This is a genomic window from Neoroseomonas eburnea (genome assembly GCF_018129005.1).
Lineage (GTDB): Bacteria > Pseudomonadota > Alphaproteobacteria > Acetobacterales > Acetobacteraceae > Neoroseomonas > Neoroseomonas eburnea.
Map to the genome: position 1 here is coordinate 12284 of NZ_JAAEDL010000044.1, position 16498 is coordinate 28781.

The 16498-nt window shown below is 68.4% G+C and carries 19 protein-coding genes; 9 read left to right on the plus strand and 10 right to left on the minus strand.

Annotation, left to right across the window (positions count from 1 at the left end):
* Together GXW74_RS25545 and GXW74_RS25550 are read right to left on the minus strand one after the other, a co-directional pair.
* Positions 1-603, minus strand: coding sequence for a hypothetical protein (locus GXW74_RS25545; RefSeq protein ID WP_211849443.1), 603 nt, complete (start codon positions 601-603; stop codon positions 1-3).
* A 905-nt stretch (positions 604-1508) separates the two neighbouring features.
* Positions 1509-2429 carry a LysR family transcriptional regulator gene (locus GXW74_RS25550; protein ID WP_338148333.1) on the minus strand — a complete coding sequence of 307 codons (921 nt, stop codon included), beginning with the start codon at positions 2427-2429 and terminating at the stop codon, positions 1509-1511.
* Positions 2430-2518: 89 nt separating this feature from the next.
* Between GXW74_RS25550 and GXW74_RS25555 the strand changes: the two genes are divergently transcribed.
* The 5 genes from GXW74_RS25555 (at position 2519) to GXW74_RS25575 (ending at position 7304) form a co-directional block, all read left to right on the plus strand.
* Complete coding sequence (locus GXW74_RS25555) at positions 2519-2923, plus strand: DUF4260 domain-containing protein (protein ID WP_211849447.1); 405 nt, start codon at positions 2519-2521, stop codon at positions 2921-2923.
* A gap of 647 nt (positions 2924-3570) precedes the next feature.
* Positions 3571-4383, plus strand: a complete 813-nt coding sequence (cysE, locus tag GXW74_RS25560; protein ID WP_246524129.1) for a serine O-acetyltransferase — start codon at positions 3571-3573, stop codon at positions 4381-4383.
* Positions 4380-5093: a glutathione S-transferase family protein gene (locus GXW74_RS25565; RefSeq protein ID WP_211849449.1), complete on the plus strand. Its 714-nt coding sequence runs from the start codon at positions 4380-4382 to the stop codon at positions 5091-5093. Before cysE ends, GXW74_RS25565 begins: the two co-directional genes overlap by 4 nt.
* A gap of 319 nt (positions 5094-5412) precedes the next feature.
* Positions 5413-6078, plus strand: a complete 666-nt coding sequence (locus GXW74_RS25570; protein WP_211849450.1) for a glutathione S-transferase family protein — start codon at positions 5413-5415, stop codon at positions 6076-6078.
* Positions 6079-6104: 26 nt separating this feature from the next.
* Entirely contained in the window at positions 6105-7304 is a 1200-nt protein-coding gene (locus GXW74_RS25575; protein WP_246524130.1) for an MFS transporter, read from the plus strand.
* Positions 7305-7327: 23 nt separating this feature from the next.
* Here GXW74_RS25575 and GXW74_RS25580 read toward each other — a convergent pair whose 3' ends face one another.
* Together GXW74_RS25580 and GXW74_RS25585 are read right to left on the minus strand one after the other, a co-directional pair.
* Positions 7328-7747: a hypothetical protein gene (locus tag GXW74_RS25580; RefSeq protein WP_211849453.1), complete on the minus strand. Its 420-nt coding sequence runs from the start codon at positions 7745-7747 to the stop codon at positions 7328-7330.
* A 114-nt stretch (positions 7748-7861) separates the two neighbouring features.
* On the minus strand, positions 7862-8242 hold the full coding sequence (locus GXW74_RS25585) for a tautomerase family protein (RefSeq protein ID WP_211849456.1): 381 nt from the start codon (positions 8240-8242) through the stop codon (positions 7862-7864).
* Between the two features lie 352 nt (positions 8243-8594).
* Between GXW74_RS25585 and GXW74_RS25590 the strand changes: the two genes are divergently transcribed.
* Positions 8595-9491: a DMT family transporter gene (locus GXW74_RS25590; protein WP_211849458.1), complete on the plus strand. Its 897-nt coding sequence runs from the start codon at positions 8595-8597 to the stop codon at positions 9489-9491.
* 10 nt (positions 9492-9501) lie between these two features.
* On the opposite strand, the gene GXW74_RS25595 is transcribed toward GXW74_RS25590, so the two are convergent.
* Entirely contained in the window at positions 9502-10386 is an 885-nt protein-coding gene (locus GXW74_RS25595) for a LysR substrate-binding domain-containing protein (protein WP_211849463.1), read from the minus strand.
* A 418-nt stretch (positions 10387-10804) separates the two neighbouring features.
* On the opposite strand from GXW74_RS25595, the gene GXW74_RS25600 reads away from it, so the two are divergent.
* Together GXW74_RS25600 and GXW74_RS25605 are read left to right on the plus strand one after the other, a co-directional pair.
* Positions 10805-11113 carry a DUF1127 domain-containing protein gene (locus GXW74_RS25600; protein ID WP_211849471.1) on the plus strand — a complete coding sequence of 103 codons (309 nt, stop codon included), beginning with the start codon at positions 10805-10807 and terminating at the stop codon, positions 11111-11113.
* Between the two features lie 101 nt (positions 11114-11214).
* Complete coding sequence (locus GXW74_RS25605; protein WP_272877362.1) at positions 11215-11796, plus strand: cupin domain-containing protein; 582 nt, start codon at positions 11215-11217, stop codon at positions 11794-11796.
* A gap of 133 nt (positions 11797-11929) precedes the next feature.
* Here GXW74_RS25605 and GXW74_RS25610 read toward each other — a convergent pair whose 3' ends face one another.
* On the minus strand, positions 11930-13147 hold the full coding sequence (locus tag GXW74_RS25610) for an MFS transporter (protein WP_211849473.1): 1218 nt from the start codon (positions 13145-13147) through the stop codon (positions 11930-11932).
* 156 nt (positions 13148-13303) lie between these two features.
* Here GXW74_RS25610 and GXW74_RS25615 point away from each other — a divergent pair, with 156 nt between their 5' ends.
* Positions 13304-13918 carry a 2-hydroxychromene-2-carboxylate isomerase gene (locus GXW74_RS25615; RefSeq protein ID WP_211849475.1) on the plus strand — a complete coding sequence of 205 codons (615 nt, stop codon included), beginning with the start codon at positions 13304-13306 and terminating at the stop codon, positions 13916-13918.
* A 148-nt stretch (positions 13919-14066) separates the two neighbouring features.
* On the opposite strand, the gene GXW74_RS28495 is transcribed toward GXW74_RS25615, so the two are convergent.
* The 4 genes from GXW74_RS28495 to GXW74_RS25630 are packed head-to-tail and all read right to left on the minus strand — an operon-like array spanning position 14067 to position 16342.
* Positions 14067-14372 carry a terminase gpA endonuclease subunit gene (locus tag GXW74_RS28495; protein ID WP_211849477.1) on the minus strand — a complete coding sequence of 102 codons (306 nt, stop codon included), beginning with the start codon at positions 14370-14372 and terminating at the stop codon, positions 14067-14069.
* Entirely contained in the window at positions 14264-14716 is a 453-nt protein-coding gene (locus GXW74_RS28240; protein ID WP_338148334.1) for a terminase gpA endonuclease subunit, read from the minus strand. The genes GXW74_RS28495 and GXW74_RS28240 overlap by 109 nt, the downstream gene beginning before the upstream one ends.
* Positions 14620-15534 carry a ParB N-terminal domain-containing protein gene (locus GXW74_RS25625; RefSeq protein WP_211849479.1) on the minus strand — a complete coding sequence of 305 codons (915 nt, stop codon included), beginning with the start codon at positions 15532-15534 and terminating at the stop codon, positions 14620-14622. Before GXW74_RS25625 ends, GXW74_RS28240 begins: the two co-directional genes overlap by 97 nt.
* On the minus strand, positions 15524-16342 hold the full coding sequence (locus GXW74_RS25630) for a DNA-methyltransferase (protein WP_246524131.1): 819 nt from the start codon (positions 16340-16342) through the stop codon (positions 15524-15526). Before GXW74_RS25630 ends, GXW74_RS25625 begins: the two co-directional genes overlap by 11 nt.
* Between the last annotated feature and the right edge of the window lie 156 nt (positions 16343-16498).

Here is a 16498-nt window from a genome sequence, read left to right on the forward strand (position 1 = left end):
TCACGGCACCCACCGCTTCGTCACCTGCACCGACAGCGTCGCCGCGCCGAGGTCGAAAGTCGCCGGCGAGATGTTCCTGGCCATGACGCGCACGGTGTTGTTGGACCACGCCGCGGCGTCGAGCTCGATGAAGCGCGTCGAGGACGCCCGCGCCGCGTAGGCGAGGTCGCCCTGACGGGCACCAGCGACAGTAACGTCGAGCAAGGTGGTAACACTGGGCGCGAGGCTGGGCAGGTCCCACGCCACCTCCGCCGCGAATTCCCGCTGGCCTATTGGCAGGGCGGGCGTGCCGCAGAGCAGCGCTGGCGTGGCCTCGGGCAACCCGTAGAGCCGCATCGCCTCGACCTCGATCTGCCCGTCAAATCCGACGATGCCGATCTGCGCGAAGGCGACACCGGGCCCGAGCCGTACCGTCATGCGCTTGTTCAGCGAGGCGTCGGCCATGGCCGCGCCGCCAGTCCACGCCTTGGACGGGACGTTCCACAGCAGCGTGGTGATAGACGCCAGCGCATCGCCTGCGATGTTCTCCCGCACATTCATCGCCGCGTCGATGCAGCGGACGAAGACCCGTCCTCCGTCGGCGCCACCGACGAGGGAATGCACCAGGGCGAGCTCTTTCGCCTGGCCGCACTCCACCACAAAGGCCACGCGTGTTGGCGCAAGACACTTTCGCGATGCTGCTCTTCGCCCTTCAGGACAATTGCAACGGCGATCTCACTCAGCTGACCCTCAAGTCGCTGTTCGCCATCCTCCCAAAAATGTCCATCTGACCTACCATTGTCTCCGGGGCCGAGCGCGATGCGGATGCGCTCAGCCGTAACCGTCTTCATCTCGGCGCCCTTGCCGGTGCGTTGCTTGGTCTCGATGACGGCGACGGCGGCATCCGGGTTGGCGAAGGCCGGCCTGTTCAAACGAGACAGCGACGGGTTGCAGCCTAAGGTTTCGATCCCCGGCGAGGGTCGACCGAGGGTGTACGTGCTGTCCGGCCGTATCCTTGACGAAGGGTGAAGCGTGATGGTGGGCGGTCGGGCAGCCCGACCGCGCCTCTCTCTGGCCGGGCGCCTGACAGGCTTGGCTTTCCTCGGCCCGCCCGGGGTGCCCGGCCTGCCCAAGTGAGAAAGAGGAGTAGGTAGGCGCGCGCGGCGACCGTGGGCGGACGTCTCCGTCAGGCACGTGGAACGGCTTCTTCGTGCCTGCGGCATGAGCCTGTGGGCGCCGGGCAGGCCGGGCACCCCGGGCAGGATGGGGATCTCGGAGCCTGTCGGATGCCCGGCCGCCCGACCCGTCCGGGCAGTCGGCAACAGGGAGACGACTTGGACCTCGGGACACTGCCCAGATGGTGCCCAACGGGCGGCCGGGAAGAACCCGGAAACGCCGAGCGCCCGATGGAGGCCATCGGGTGGAAACTGGCGGCTTTCTGCGGAAAAGATGGAGCGGCGGTGGGAACCGGGGACGGAAAGTCTCTGGGCAGATCCGCGCGACGGGAACGACATGCCGCGCCCCCGTACTCAAGGCCGGTCGCCTCCGCCCGCGAGGTAGCATCGCAGCCCCTCGGCCAGCGCATCGAGCACGACCCGCACGCGCGGCACGGCGCGCAGGTCGGGGTGCGTCACCAGCCACATCTCGAGCGAGGCCCCGAGTGCGGGAAGAACCCGCCTCAGTTCCGGCAGGCGGGCAGCGAGCGGCACCTGGCAGATGCCCGCCCCGATCCCCGCCCGCAGCGCCGCGAAGGCCGACACATCGCTGTCGCAGCGCAAGGCGAAGGCCTCGCGCGAGAGGGCCATCCCCTGCGCGGCCAGCGCCCGCGGCAGGGCATCGCCGCGATCGGGCCCGATCAGCGCGCCGGCCTCGATCAGCGCGGGGAGATCCGCGGGCTCGCCATGCGCCTCGAGCCAGCGCCGATGCGCGAAGAAACCGAGCGGCACCGCGCCAAGCCGTTGCGCGATCAGCCCGCCGCTGGCGGGCCGGGCCATGCGCACCGCGATGTCGGCGTCGCGCCGCAGCACGTCCAGCGTCGCGTCAGAAGGCACGAGCTCGAAGGCAAGCCGGGGATGCCGCGCGCGCAGCCCGGCGAGCAGCGGCGGCAGTACCTCCACGGCCACGATCTCGCTCGCCGTGATCCGCACCGTGCCGGCCGCCTCCTCCGCCGCGGCCGAGGCCTCGCGCAGGAGGCGCGCCGCCGCCGCTTCCATCGCCTCGGCGGCCGGGCGCAGGGCGAGCGCGGCGGAGGTCGGCACGAGCCCCGCCGACGAGCGCGTGAAGAGCGGTGTGCCGAGCGCTGCCTCCAGCGCCTCGAGGTGCCGGCGCAGAGTGGGATGCGCGAGGTGCAGCGCCCGCGCCGCGCCGGCGAGGCTGCCGGCGCGCAGCACGGCGAGGAACGAACGCCACAGCCCCCAGTCGGGGCCGGCATGCGGTCGAGCTTTGCGCACAAGGAACCGTACAGCGGCTGGACGCATCTGCCCAATCGCGTTCAGCCCTTGGCGGTGGGACGCTTCGGCATCCGCCAGAGGAGACCGCCATGGACACGCCCACCGCCACCGTCACCGGCCAGCCCCTGCTGCTGTTGCGGCTCGAGGGCCTCGCCACGCTCGCTGCCGCCGCCATCGCCCATGATCTTGCAGGCGGCTCCTGGCCCCTCTTCGCCGTGCTGTTCCTCCTGCCCGACCTCGCCATGCTCGGCTACCTCGCGGGGCCTCGCGCCGGTGCTCTCGCCTACAACCTGGCCCACAGCCACCTTGCTCCGGCGCTGGTCGGCGGGGCAGGCCTCGCCACGGGGAACGAGGCCACGGTCGCGGCCGCGCTGGTCTGGGTGGCCCATATCGGCTTCGACCGGGCGCTGGGCTACGGACTGAAGTACCCGACAGGCTTCACGGCGACGCATCTCGGCACAATCGGGACGCGGCGTCCCTCGCCGCAAGTGTGATGCACCGACGTAAGCGGACGAACTCTGGGGGTTGCCCGCCGCTCCTCATGCCGCGTCTCGCCGGATCGCAGGCGGAGAAGATCGTCGGCCTGCCACAGGGTCGAATCGCGGCATTGGAATCGCAGATCGCCGCATGGCCGACGGCTGCCCGCCCCCGCACGCATTCTGGGCGGAATCCCTATGGGGCATCGCGGCCGCACCTGCCCTTCACCTCGCATAAGAGAGCGGTCTGGATAAGCCTTGTCGCGATGGCCCAGTTCTCGTCGCCTGCGTGACCTGCCGGCGAGCCGCTCGCGCTCGGCAGCGCTTCAGCCTTGAGCACCTTTCATAAGCAGTGAGGAGAATAAGCGATCTATGGCCGCGGTCGTACGTCATCATTCGAATCCAGCTCGGACCGAGGCATGACGAGCCATTCTGCGTTCACCACCCATTCACCGGCGAGTCGCGCAGTGACGAATCGGTCGCAATGCTAGTCTCCACCCGTGTGTCCTTGGTTCCGGCCTGGCGGAAGTGGCGCTCTGCCGATGATTGCGCAGCGTGTCTGAGCCCTCGGACGCGATGCCAATCGTTGGGGGCGTCGTCCAGACCTCCTCCGCCTGCTTTGAGGCAAACGCTGGTTCGTAGCCGAGTGCAGCGGTGTGACACACATGACTCATTCGCCTGAGATTTCTGCTGCTCGCTCCACGCCGGCCGCGCCGATGGCCTGGCCGGCACTCAAGTCTGAAGCGATACGCGCCGCAGCAGCCGAACCGCTGCTGCGCAGGCTTCTCGATACGGCCGTGACGCAACACGACGATTTCGCCGCGGGGATCGGCACACTCCTGGCCCATAAACTGGCTGACGCCGAGGTCGGGGCTGCACCTCTTGCGGAGATCGCATGCGCGGCCATGAGGGCAGGCGCCGCAGCGGCAGCGGAGGCGGACCTGCTGGCTATCGTGGATCGTGACCCGGCCGCTGACTGCTTGCTGACGCCCTTCCTGCACTACAAGGGCTTCCATGCCCTCCAGGCGCACCGCGTCGCGCATTGGCTCTGGAATCAAGGTCGTCGCGACGCGGCGCGCCTTTTGCAAGCGCGAACTGCGGAGCGCCTCGCAGTAGACATCCATCCCGCGGTGCCGATCGGCCGCGGCGTGTTCATCGACCACGGAACCGCGCTCGTCGTCGGCGAGACTGCGGTGATCGGCAATGACGTCTCCATCCTCCAGGAAGTCACGCTCGGTGGCACAGGCAAGGAACGTGGCGACCGTCATCCCAAGGTCTGCGATGGCGTATTGCTTGCTGCCGGGGCGAAGGTGCTCGGCAACATCGTCGTGGGCCGCGGAGCAAAGGTCGGCGCGGGCAGCGTTGTCCTTCGTGACGTCCCGCCCTGCGCAACCGTCGCTGGTGTTCCGGCACGCATCGTCGGATGGTGCAGGGACGCAATCCCCGCCCTCGCGATGAACCAGGAGCTTCCTGAATGACGAAGAGCGCCAGCGAACAGTTGCCGGCAGCCGGTGCGAACCCTCCGCCGACGGGCGGCCCCGCACCTCGCTACCGGCTGCACTACTTCCCCGAGTCGGGAAACAGCTACAAGCTCGCGCTGATGCTGACCCTCTGCGGACAGTCCTGGGAGCCGATCTGGACGGACTTCATGGGCGGTCAGACGCGTTCACCCGAGTGGCGTGCAGAGGTGAACGAAATGGGCGAGATTCCGGTGCTGGAAGAGGACGGGAGGCGGCTGACGCAAACGGGCGCAATCCTGTTGCGCCTCGCGGAGCGGCATGGCCGCTTTGGGGCAGTGGATGAGGCCGGGCGCTTCGAGGTGCTGCGCTGGCTTCTATGGGACAACCATAAGCTCACGAGCTACATGGCGACATACCGCTTCATGCGCGCCTTTACGCGTGCCCCGAACCCCGACGTGCTCGCCTTCTTTCGTGGTCGCCTCGACAGCATCCTTGCCGTCGCGGAGCGCCATTTCGAGCGCCAGCCGTTCGCGTTCGGCGGTGAGCCGACGGTCGCTGACCTATCGATGTGCGCTTATCTCTCCTATCCGGCGGAGGAAACGGGCTACGATCTGCCAGTGACGCATCCCGCCATCGCGGCTTGGCTCGGTCGGCTTGCGGCACTGCCGGGATGGCGCGCGCCCTACGATCTGCTGCCGGGGCCCCGATTCATGACGCAATTCGGCTGACTGCGAACAGAGCGCTCTCCGCATTCGCTCCTGCGGATGGCAAACGTGGCGGCCTTCGCTGTCGTGACACCGCGTCGCGACACCTGACGCACAGCTGCCGGTGCTGTTAGCCGCCGATCTGTGCCATCTGCCGTTCGTGGCCAACAGTTCTCCTCATCTCCGGTGAGACCCTCTCACGCGCAGGCAGCCGGGAGGGCGAATTCTTCTTTCTCTTCAAGGCCTAGAAGGGCTCTCGTCCCGCTCGGCGCGACTGCCTTCCCCAACTCGCGGGTCGGCGGCCGCGACGTTAACGTGCGTTGCAGCTCATCGGGGGGATGCGATGATCTTAGTCGGACAGTACGATTCACCGTTCGTGAGGCGTGTCGCAGTTGCACTCAACATCCTCAGTCTGAAGTACGAGCACCGCCCCTTATCTGCCTTCGGGGACGGCAGCCGCCTGGCAGCGCTGAACCCCCTCCAGCGCGTGCCGACTTTGGTGCTGGACGACGGGGACGTGCTGATCGACAGCGCTGCAATCCTGGACCATCTGGATGAGATCGCGGGCAAGAGCCGGCTGATCGCGCCCTCCGGCCCAGCGCGCCGAACGATGCTGCGCGCTTGTGCCCTGGCGACCGGACTCTGCGACATGATGGCCAGCCTGCTCTACGAGCAGCTGCTTCACGACGAGCCATCAGCGGTCTTGGTGTCACGGCGTTCGGCACAAATCCGAGCCACTCTCGCGGCACTCGAGGCAATGCGCGCAGAGTGCGCGACGGAGTTCTGGTTCGGTGCGACGCCCGGCCATCCCGACATCGCGGTCACCTGCGCGCTGCGCTTCCTCGCTGAGGCGCATCCGGCACTGCATGACGCGACGGCATGGCCGCACCTCGCCGCTCATGCTGCTGCCTGCGAGGCGATGCCGGCCTTCTCAGCGGTCGTGCAGCCCTTCAGCCCACCAGGTCGCAGGCCGCGGCGCTCCGGGACTTCCGGCGTCACACCGGCCTAGATCGGATGCGTAGGATCGTGCCCCCGATGTCCTCCACGGAGCTCGGCCGCCCCATCATCGCGCTCTTCGCGGTAGCCTGCGGCCTATCCGTCGCTTGCGTCACCTTCGCCGAGCCTCTCCTGGACAGCATCGCCGACGAGTTCGGGATCAGCCATGCAGCCGCCGGCACCGTCACGACGGTGACGCAGCTGGGCTATGGGCTTGGCCTGATCCTGCTTGTCCCACTCGGCGACCTTGTCGATCGCCGCCGGCTCATTGTCACACACACGGTCCTCGCCGCAGCAGCGCTGCTCGCCGTCGCTGGGGCGCGGTCCGCCGCGATCTTGTACGCGGCCTTCGCGGCTGCCGGTCTGCTTGCCGTGGTGACCCAGATCCTTGTCGCGCACGCGGCACTTCTCGCCGCCCCCGCCCAGCGCGGCCGCGTGGTCGGATTGGTCACCAGCGGTGTCATTACAGGTATCCTGCTCGCACGGGCAATATCGGGCGGCTTGGCCGATCTCCTGGGATGGCGCGCGGTCTACTTCTGCGCGAGTGCGGCGATGCTCGCCGTCGGAATGCTGCTTCTCGCCTTTGTGCCCCCGGGGCCACGCATAGCAGCGCGTCTGACGTATCCGCAGTTGCTCCGATCGCTTGCGACGCTCTTTTTCGATGTACCGATCCTGCGCGTGCGGGCAATTCTCGCTGGCCTCATCTTCGCGTCCAACACGATCCTCTGGACACCCCTGGTCCTGCCTCTGACGCGCGAGCCCTTTTTGCTCACGCGAACCGAGGTCGGCCTCTTCGGGTTAGCAGGGGTCGCAGGCGCCGTCGGCGCCACTGTCGCCGGACGGCTGGCCGACAGAGGATTCGTGCAGCACATCACCGCTGCCGGCCTTCTCCTCATGATCTTGGCTTGGTTACCGATCGCGCTGATGCACGCTTCGCTCTGGTTCCTGGCGCTCGGTGCTCTGGCAATCTCTTTCGGGTTGCAGGCGGTGCACGTCTCGAACCAGAGCCTGATCTACATGACCCGACCCGACGCCCGCAGCCGTCTGGTTGCAGGATACATGGTCTTCTACTCGATTGGCAGCGCGCTCGGCGCGGCGGCTTCGACGCTCGTCTATGCACGTTCCGGTTGGTCGGGCGTGTGCCTTGCCGGTTGCGCGACGAGTGTGGTCGCAACAGGCTTCTGGTGGCTGACCAGGAAGGCGGCGCCCGACACGCCCGGTGACGGTGCGCGGAGCTGAAAGCAAGCTGCCCGGGGGTACGTTCAGTAGGAGCGCTGTTTGATGCCCCAGCGGCCCTCGTCCTGCGTTACGATCCAAAGATTCTGGTGGCGCGAGATGACCGAACCATCGCCTCGGTTCCGGGTGTAGTCCACGAAGAGATGCACCTTGCGCACGTTGAGCAGCACAGCGCGCAGTTCGACATAGTGCGTCCGTGCCCAGCCCGTCGTCCTGACAAGATGCTCGAAGAAGTCAGCCGGCATCTGCCCCGGTTGGTCCCATACAACCAGCTTCTCGCCGGACAGGATGACGTGAGGAAAGTGCAGCAGCGCATCCATGCCGGCAAGATCGCGGGCGTTGAAGCGCTCCGTGAAGGCTTCGGCCGTCGTGACCGCGGCCTTCACCCTGGCGCCCGGATCGGTGCCATCGCCAAGCGGATTGAAGATCGCAGAGCGGTCAGACATCAGGGCTCTGTGAACTGGGACCCCATTCGCGCGCAGCGATGCGGCTGGCTCGACGTGCGGTAAGGCGACGCTCTATGCCCGGCGTACGGCAGGTGCCGTAAGGCAGCCGGTGTGTCACGCATACTGCGCGAGTCCATTGCCGAGCGACCAGTTCTCCTTCGCAACCTCAACGAGGCTCACAAACACGTCCTCGGGTCGGACACCGGGCTTCTCGGCCAGCAGTTCCGCGATGCGCCGGAACAGGGCCTTCTTCTGATCGAGCGTACGGGTGTTGTTCGCCGTGATCTGGATGAAAACCACATCGTCGCTGCGCACAACGCCGAGGTACGAGTCCCCGAAGCGGAAGTTCGCGGCGCTGTGCTCCGTTATCGCCATGAACTGGTCGCCCTCGGGCACATCGAAGGTCTCCCGCATCGCCCGATAGAGCCCATCGAAGATCGCCTGGCGATGGGCGTCCGGCTTCCCGGCGCGCAGGGAGACGTGGAGCAGAGGCATCGGAAACTTCCTTCGTTCCGTCGGCAGTATCTGACTGGCGTCGCTTGTGGCAGCGCGCCGGAATGGCACAAACCGATTCCTCCTCAACGTATGTGAGCAACACTCAGTGGCCGTTGGTCGCGGTGCGCAGAAGGTGGGGATCAGGGGGCGACGATCTTGTGAAGAATCGTCATCGGCGTTGAGAAGATCTCGCGCCATTCGGCGCACCCGCTACGGCAGATTGCATGCTCCTATCGGATCAGTGAGACCGAATGGCCGAGCAGTACGACTGTGCGATCCCCTGGCTCCGTTCGGAGCGCCCTCCGGCCTCGCGGAGCGGCGCCGAACCTCGCTCGCCGTCGGGCGGCAGGACGTGACCTGGCTCTTCAATTTTGCCGCCGGCGCCACATTGATCGGCATCCTGACAAGCTTCACGCTAGCGTCCCGCCTCGCCTACGGCGATTCGCTCGCGCCGCAGGATCTCGTGGCCATCCGGTTCGCCACGAGCGGTCTGCTTCTCCTGCCTTTCGCGATCACGCGGCGGGGATGGGCGCTCCTCAGCGCAGAGTCGCTGATGCTGGCTGCGGCGGGAGGGATCGGTTTCGCCATTCCGGCCTTTGCTGGCCTCGCCATCGTGCCCGCGTCGCATGCGGGCGCGCTTCTGCACGGATCGCTGCCCGTCTTCACTGTCGCGATCGGCCTCGCGATGGGCCGGTCAGGCACCAATCTACGCCGGGGGATCGGGGTCGGTCTCATGGCGATCACGCTCGCCGTCATCGTCTGGGACAGTGTGGACAATTGGGGAGGACGACAACTCGCGGGCGCGGGGCTGATCCTGTTGGCTTCCGCCACTTGGTCGGGCTTCGGATTGCTCGCGGCGCGCTTGAAGCTCGATCCGGTCGTCACGGCGGCGACGGTTAGCGCATGGTCGGCCGTGGTCTACCTGCCGTTCTACTTGCTGTTCCTTGAATCGCAGCTGCCCCGCGCCGGGCTCGAGGTGGTGGTCACACAGGTAGCGGTTCAAGGTGTCATGGTCGGCACCGTCTCGGTCTTCGTCTACAGCTGGGTCGTTCTGCGATTGGGAGCGGTCGGCGCCGCGGTGTGCACGGCGCTGGTGCCCTCTGCGACGGCGCTGACCGCGCTGCCGCTCCTGTCCGAGCATCCCACGACGACCCTTGCTTTCGCGTTGGTGCTGCTGGCAGCAGGCAGCCTTCTCTCGTTGACGGGCGCCAACCCAGACTCGCGTCCTGTACCGGATCCGCGCCCTTGAAAGGGAGGATTCAGGCCGCCAGGGTCTCGCCATCCAGCTGCTCCCGCAGCCATGCCGCCAGCTGCCTGCCCTGGCGCTGCCGCAGCAGGCCGGGGCGGGTCACGAGCCAATAGGCGGTGCCGCCCTCGATTGGCGCATCCAGCGCGTGGACCCGCCCGGCCGCGATGTCGTCCGCGCAGACCGGCAGCCGTGCCAGGGCCAGGCCCAGGCCCTGAGCCGCCGCATCCAAGGCCAATTGAATAGTGTCGAAGCGGAGGCCGCGCGACGGATCGGGTGGAGGAAGGCCCCGCAACGCGGCCCAGGAAGCCCAATCCTCCCCCGCCGCCGTGACGTGAATCGCGGGCAGGCGCGCCAGTGCCTCCGACAGCGTTAGACGACAATCCGCCGCGGCCACCGGCACTAGTCGGACGGATACCAGCCGGTGCCACTCCGCAGGCCCGGCAGGCGCGCTGGCCATCCGTATGGCGAAGTCAAAGCGTCCGTCACCGATCTCCACATGCTCGCGCTCCGTCGAGATCGACAGATCGAGCGACGGATGCCGCCGCCGCAGGTCAGGCAAGCGCGGCATCAGCCATCTTGTGGCGAAGGTCGGTGCCACGCTGCCGGTCAGGCGGCGACCGGCGCGCGGCCCCGTCAATGCCTCAACGCAGCGGGAGAGACCTTCGAATGCCCGGGTCGCCTCGCGCAGGAGCGTCTCTCCGGCCGGCGTGAGACGCATTCCGCGCTGGTCGCGGTGGAAAAGCGGCACGCCGAGGGCGTCCTCAAGCGCGCGGACGCCGTGACTGACGGCGCTCGGCGTCACGCCCAACTCGCTGGCGGCGGCGGTGAAGCCGCCGCAGCGACCGGCGGCCTCGAACATGCGCAAGGCGGAGAGCGGGGGCAGCTTGTGCGCCATGGCCAGTGGACCTCCAGCGCCATTGCAGGGCGAATTGAGCCGCGTCTCCATGCAACGGTCAGCATGGCTGACCTGTCAAGATCGCGCCCCTGGTCCACGTCGTCGGCCGCGGCCGCATGACGACGACGACGACTCATTGGACGTGAGGAGTTCGCATTCGCGCTGCACGGAGCACTGCCGCAGGCTGCAAGTATGGACAGGAGAGCATCGCCGTCTTCCGCGAGCGGCGCCCGCAGCACGTCCGCGAGCGGTGAAAGACTGCCGGCTCGACGGAGGGTAGGCAATCGGCTTGCGCGATCCACCGCACTTCCGCCGTCCGGTCCGTTTGCGCCGCGGCGACGCTGTCCTGCCGCATTGGCGCGCCGGACCCGGACGAATGGAGCCGCAGGCGTGATTCTAGCGCAACGAGGAGACTGCCATGTCGAACGAGTTCCTGCAGATCGGGCTCATCCACCACACGCCACATCATCACCACCCGAGGCACGGCCAGGACGTGGCACCGCGGCGCGCTGAACTCCTCTCGGGCGCGAGCCGGTTGCGTGCGCGCATCCTGCGCTCTTCGATGTGCCGCGCCGTTGGGCGGCTCACGCGACTGATGCACCTGTGGCGTCGTCGCTTGGCCGAGTCGAACAAGCTGAGGGAGATGTCGGACCGCGAGCTGCGCGACATGAACGTCAATCGCTACGACGTCGCGCATGCCGTGCGGCGGCCATTCTGGAGATCGTGATGTCGAAGTGCTGGCAAGGTCCGCTGATGGAAGCGGCTTGACCATGCCTCGGCGCGTGCCGTGTGCCTACGCGGTGACATTTGAAGGAGAGCCATGACCCGATGACCGACAGCACAGGCAAAGCCTTCCTCCCGGCAGTGATCGCGGCCGGGGCGCCCGCGCGCTCGAAGCCGAGCAACTATCCGGCGCCCTTCGCCGCCCGCATGGCTGGCCGCGTGAAGCGGCCGCTCGGCGACCTGTTCGGGCTACGAAACTTCGGGGTGAATCTCACCCTGTTGCGCCCTGGCGCCGTCTCGGCGCTGCACCATGTGCATTCGCGGCAGGACGAGTTCATCTACGTCGTGGAAGGCGAGCCAACTCTCCTCACCGACCACGGCGAGACGCACCTCCGCCCCGGCATGGTGGCCGGTTTTGCGGCTGGCGGCACCCCGCACCACCTCGAGAACCGCACCGACCGCGACTGCGTCATCCTGGAGATTGGTGACCGGACGCCGGGGACAGCGCAAGCTACCCTGACGATGACCTCCAGGCGGTACTGGGGCCGGATGGAGCCTGGCACTTCGCGCGCAAGGACGGAACGCCCTGGTGACGCTGCGCCGATGGCTGCCGAGGATATCCTGAAGAGTTCGCGGCGATACCACTGCTTCGCGGAGCAGGGAGCCGCGCACCGGTTGTCGCTCTAGGAAAGCCTGCCCCAAGCATCGCCTGGGACCCGGTTGCCGTCGGTGAAGCGACAAGCGAAGAGCATCCAGGCGGGCGCGAAGCCAGCCGGCGGCATCAAGCGGGAGGCTCCCGGCCCGATGTCGTGGAGGAGATTCATGCCGGTGCGGCACCAGGGAGCGAGCGGGGCCGATCGTCCATGGGCCATTGCAGCAGTGCCGCCGCTGCACCCACGGCGATCAGCGCCCACCAGGCCGCCGCGTAGCCGCCAGTCGCGTCGAGCACGAGCCCTCCCATCCAGGCGCCGGCGAAGCCGCCAAGCTGATGCCCGAAGAAGACCACGCCGAAGAGCATGTTGAACCGCTCCAGCCCGAAAAGCCGCCCGATCAGCGCCGAGACGAGGGGCACCACGCCGAGCCAGGTGGCGCCCATCACCGCCGCGAAGACCAGCGTGCTCGTGGCTGATACGGGGGCGGCGAGATAGGCCAGGATCGCAAGCGTGCGTATCGCGTAGATCCCCGCCAGCAGCCGCTTCGGGCTGTAGCGCTGGCCGAGCCGGCCGAAGGCATAGGACCCGAAGGCGTTGCACACACCGATCACCGCCAGCGCCTGCGCGCCGACCGCGGGCGCTAGCCCACAGAGGCCGAGGAACCGCGGCAGGTGCGTCGTGATGAACATCAGTTGGAATCCGCAAGCGAAGAAGGCGACCGACATGACGACAAACCCGGGATGCGCAAGCGCGGTACGTAGCGTCCGGCCGAGCGGGATTGCCGGCTTGCGGACCGCCGACCCCCGCGGCGCACCGCCGATGAAGACGGAAACCACCACCATTGCCCCGCAGGCTGCGGCATAGCCGAGTGCCGCGCCGCGCCATCCGAAGGCGGCGATCATCGCCTCGCCCGCCGGCGCGAGGAGAAGTATGCCCACCGAGCCGGCGCCCGAGACGAGGCCGACGAGCAGGCTGCGCCGCTCCGGCGCCGCCGCACGGGAGACGGCACCGAGCAGCACGCCGAAGCCTGTCCCCGCGATGCCAAGTCCGGTCAGGACGCCGAGGCCGAGGTCGAGCCCGATCCAGGGCGTGCGCGAGGTGGCCATCAGAAGGAGCCCGAGCGCATAGAGTACGCCGCAGCCGAGCAGCACGGGCCTTGGCCCGTAGCGGTCGCCCAACGCGCCGACGAAGGGCTGGGCCGCACCCCAGACCAGGTTGTGAAGTGCAACCGCGAAGCCGAAAGCGGCCGCCGTGACTCCCAGTTCGGTGCCGACCGGGCCGAGGAACAGGCCGAAGCACTGCCGCAGCCCCATCGAGACGGACATCACCGCCGCCGCGACCACGACCACCCTTCGCAGGTGCGTCCCTCTGGCGCCGTCCGTCATGCGCTCGCGCTCCCCGGCCTGCAATGAATGCAGCGTGGAGGTGGCAGGACGACGCTAGAACCAAGTTCTCCTCATCTTTGCTGAAGGCAACTCATGGTGCGGCAGCTTGAGCGCGGCCAGGTGCGCGCGCAAGCTGCGCCTGAACGAGGACGCCACATGACTGACGCCATGCATTCGCCAATCACGTTCTGGTTCGACTTCGGATCCCCGTATGCCTGGCTTGCCTCGACACAGGTCGAGGCGGTCGCCGCGCGGTGTGGCAGGCCGGTCGAGTGGCGGGCGATCCTTCTCGGCGTGATCTTCCGGGAGACCGGCATGCGCCCGCTCGCCGAGCAGCGCCTGCGTGGCGACTACGCGCGCCGCGATGTGGCGCGAATCGCGCGGCACCTTGGCCTCGCCTTCGTGACGGCCACGCCAGCGGCGGGCACGTCGCTCTCTCTGGCCCGGGTGTTCCACGCGATTGCCCTGTCGGACGCGGAACTCGCCGCACGGTTCGCCCGCGAAGCCCTTGCAGCGGTCTTCGCACGCGGTGAGGCCCTGGATGACCTCGAGAGCGCCAAAGCCTTCGCCGCGCGGCTCGGGCGGGAGGCCGACGACGCGGCATGCGATGCGCTCTCGCCGGCAGCGCGGGAGGCGCTGCGGGCGGCGACCGCGGAAGCGCTGGCCTTGGGGGTGTTCGGCGCGCCGTTCTTCGTCGTGGACGGTGAGCCCTTCTGGGGGCAGGACAGACTGCCGATGCTCGAAGCGTGGCTGCGCGAAGGGCCCTGGTAGCCTGGCTTGTGCCGTGTGGCAGGTGCCGCGATGCACCGATCTCCCCCCGCGAAACCGGCTTCCAAGTACGCCGGCGCTGGTGGCACGACTGAAGTCCAAGCATGCCCAACGAGGTGCGGATCGCGCGCTGGCCGACGCTGATGCCCGCTTACGGCAATCGTCGCTTCGGCGGTGCAGCGGCGGACGATGTCTGCGCCGCCGCGGAGGATGGTTCGTCGGCGGGCAGCGACAGCGCATCCGCCATCCGCGCCCAGCGCCCCTCACCCCAGCCACCCATGCCGAGGGCGGCCGCGGCCGCGCGTGCATAGACGCGGCAGTCCAGCGCCTCGTTGCGTTCGCGGGTCTTCACCCATTCGAGGCGGCGAAAGCCGTTGCGGCCAGCGCGGGCGACCAGCTGCTCGGCGGTGAGCTGCCGACAGAACTCCTCGCCGGCGGCATGGATCGGCAGGTGCACGAAGCCGGAGGGGAACGGATCACCGCTCTCCGCGGTGGGGCGGTCGAGCTTGAGCCAGCCATAGGTCCGGCCTTGAGGAAGGAGGAGCCGACCGGCCAGACCTTGAGCCCGCCGAGCTTGCGGCCGTTGCGCCGCACCTCCGTCGCCGCGGGCTGGCCGATCGCGGCGCGCAGGCCGTCCTGGCCCTTGACCGCGATGGCGCGACCGGCCCCGGCCCGCCGCACGAAGGAATAGACCTCGGCGGTGGTCATGCCGTCGCCGCTGTCGATCGCTGCCATGGCGATGGGCAGGCGGTGTCCCGAGGCATGCCGCCAGCTCTCAGCCCCCGCCGCAGCGCGAAGCATGCGTCACGCGCCGCAGACCGGCGCCGCATCGCCCCGCACGGGGCTCGGGGCCGTAGCACCCGGATTCTCGGGTGCCGAACCAGGAGCCCCGAGATGAAGCTCTCCGACACCCAGCGGATCATCCTCAGCCAGGCCAGCCAGCGCGACGACCGGCTGGTCGCGGAAACGCCGGCCTCGTTGCGCCATTCCGGATCGTAGTTCACGCCATAGGGCGGGTCGGTGACCATCAGATGGGGCCGCGCCCCGTCGAGCAGCCGCGCGACGTCCGCGGCGCTGGTGCTGTCGCCGCAGAGCAGACGGTGCGGCCCGAGCAACCAAAGGTCACCGGGGCGCGTGACGGGCGCGGCCGGGGGCTCCGGCGCCGGGGCGTCGGGATCGCCGCCCGCCGCTGCTGGAGCATCAGGCGCTGCATCGGCGAGCAGCCGATCGAGCATCGCCCCATCGAAGCCGATCAGCCCGAGATCGAACTCCTCGGTGCGCAGCGCGCGCAACTCGGCTGCCAGGAGGCCCTCGTCCCAAGTCGAGTTCAACGCCAGCTGGTTGTCCGCCAGGCGATAGGCCCGTGCCTGCGCCTCGGTCAGATGGCCGAGGCGGATGGCGGGGACCTCCTGCAGCCCGAGCGCTTTCGCGGCCAGGACGCGGCCGTGCCCGGCGATCAGCACCCCAGCATCGTCGACCAGCACCGGCACGTTGAAGCCGAATTCGGCGATCGAGGCGGCGAGTTGCGCCACCTGCTCGGTCGGATGCAGCCGGGCGTTGGCAGCATAGGGCGCGAGTGCTGCGACCGGCATCGTTTCGACGCGAAGATCAGGCTGCATTGGCCGTGACCTCCGCACCCCGCTCGGCGGCAATCGCATCGTAGGCACGCCCGTCGCCGTCAAGCGTGACGCTCAGTTCAGGGAACATCATGCGGTAGCGCGCGATGGCAAGGTCGACATAGGCCGGTGCGAGTTCGATCGCCCGCACCTTCCGCCCCGTCCGCTGCCCGGCCAGGATCGTGGTGCCGGAACCGGCGAAGGGCTCGAACACCGCGTCGCCGAGATTGGCGTAGGTCTGCATGAGCAGTTCCGGCAGCGCGACCGGGAACACAGCCGGATGCTGCGTCTCGATGCCGCGCCCCTTATGACGGGTGATGCGGAGCACGCTGTCTGGGATGCGCATCTCCTGCACCGGCAGGCCGACATGGGTATAGGCTTTCACCTCGCCGTCGACGGCGCGCAGCCCACTGCCCTTGTTCGGCGTGCCGGCCCATTTGCAGGGGATGATCTTGTTGGGCGCCCGCGCCTCGCGATTGAAGTGGAACACCAACTCGAAGGCCGGCGCCAGGCGACCGTTCCAGTCGCCCGGCAGGCCCGGCCCCTGGTCCCAGGCGTAGAGCCCAAATCGGCGCCAGCCACGGGCGCGCATCCAGTCGAGCCAACCCGACCAGTAGGGCTGCCACTCGCCGTCGCGATGGATCAGGCCGAGGTTCACCAGCACCTGACCGTCGCCCCGCAGGGCCACGTTGACATGCTGGAACACGCCCTGCATCAGCGCGTCCCAATTCGAGACGCCGCCCGTGGTGTAGGCGCGCTGGTTGCCATAGGGCGGGGAAGTGAACAGCAGCACCGCGCGCTCGTCGCCCATCAGCCGCGCGACGCTGGCGGCGTCGGTGCTGTCGCCGCAGAGCAGACGGTGCTCGCCGAGCAGTCATACCAAGCGCACTATGGATTGACCTGTCGCGCCCACTCGAAGTCGGTGAGGGAGCGGATGCGTCCGGTCTCGGCGATGAGGCTATTCCAG

What these genes read in the sequence shown, in the direction of transcription:
- GXW74_RS25605 (WP_272877362.1), top strand. Translation starts at nt 11,215, where the DNA reads ATGACCGACAGCACAGGCAAAGCCTTCCTCCCGGCAGTGATCGCGGCC.
- GXW74_RS25570 (WP_211849450.1), top strand. Translation starts at nt 5,413, where the DNA reads ATGATCTTAGTCGGACAGTACGATTCACCGTTCGTGAGGCGTGTCGCA.
- GXW74_RS25580 (WP_211849453.1), bottom strand. Translation starts at nt 7,747, where the DNA reads ATGTCTGACCGCTCTGCGATCTTCAATCCGCTTGGCGATGGCACCGAT.
- GXW74_RS25600 (WP_211849471.1), top strand. Translation starts at nt 10,805, where the DNA reads ATGTCGAACGAGTTCCTGCAGATCGGGCTCATCCACCACACGCCACAT.
- cysE (WP_246524129.1), top strand. Translation starts at nt 3,571, where the DNA reads ATGACTCATTCGCCTGAGATTTCTGCTGCTCGCTCCACGCCGGCCGCG.
- GXW74_RS28240 (WP_338148334.1), bottom strand. Translation starts at nt 14,716, where the DNA reads ATGCTTCGCGCTGCGGCGGGGGCTGAGAGCTGGCGGCATGCCTCGGGA.
- GXW74_RS25595 (WP_211849463.1), bottom strand. Translation starts at nt 10,386, where the DNA reads ATGGCGCACAAGCTGCCCCCGCTCTCCGCCTTGCGCATGTTCGAGGCC.
- GXW74_RS25610 (WP_211849473.1), bottom strand. Translation starts at nt 13,147, where the DNA reads ATGACGGACGGCGCCAGAGGGACGCACCTGCGAAGGGTGGTCGTGGTC.
- GXW74_RS25630 (WP_246524131.1), bottom strand. Translation starts at nt 16,342, where the DNA reads ATGGGCGACGAGCGCGCGGTGCTGCTGTTCACTTCCCCGCCCTATGGC.
- GXW74_RS25615 (WP_211849475.1), top strand. Translation starts at nt 13,304, where the DNA reads ATGACTGACGCCATGCATTCGCCAATCACGTTCTGGTTCGACTTCGGA.
- GXW74_RS25575 (WP_246524130.1), top strand. Translation starts at nt 6,105, where the DNA reads ATGTCCTCCACGGAGCTCGGCCGCCCCATCATCGCGCTCTTCGCGGTA.
- GXW74_RS25565 (WP_211849449.1), top strand. Translation starts at nt 4,380, where the DNA reads ATGACGAAGAGCGCCAGCGAACAGTTGCCGGCAGCCGGTGCGAACCCT.
- GXW74_RS25585 (WP_211849456.1), bottom strand. Translation starts at nt 8,242, where the DNA reads ATGCCTCTGCTCCACGTCTCCCTGCGCGCCGGGAAGCCGGACGCCCAT.
- GXW74_RS25625 (WP_211849479.1), bottom strand. Translation starts at nt 15,534, where the DNA reads ATGCAGCCTGATCTTCGCGTCGAAACGATGCCGGTCGCAGCACTCGCG.
- GXW74_RS25555 (WP_211849447.1), top strand. Translation starts at nt 2,519, where the DNA reads ATGGACACGCCCACCGCCACCGTCACCGGCCAGCCCCTGCTGCTGTTG.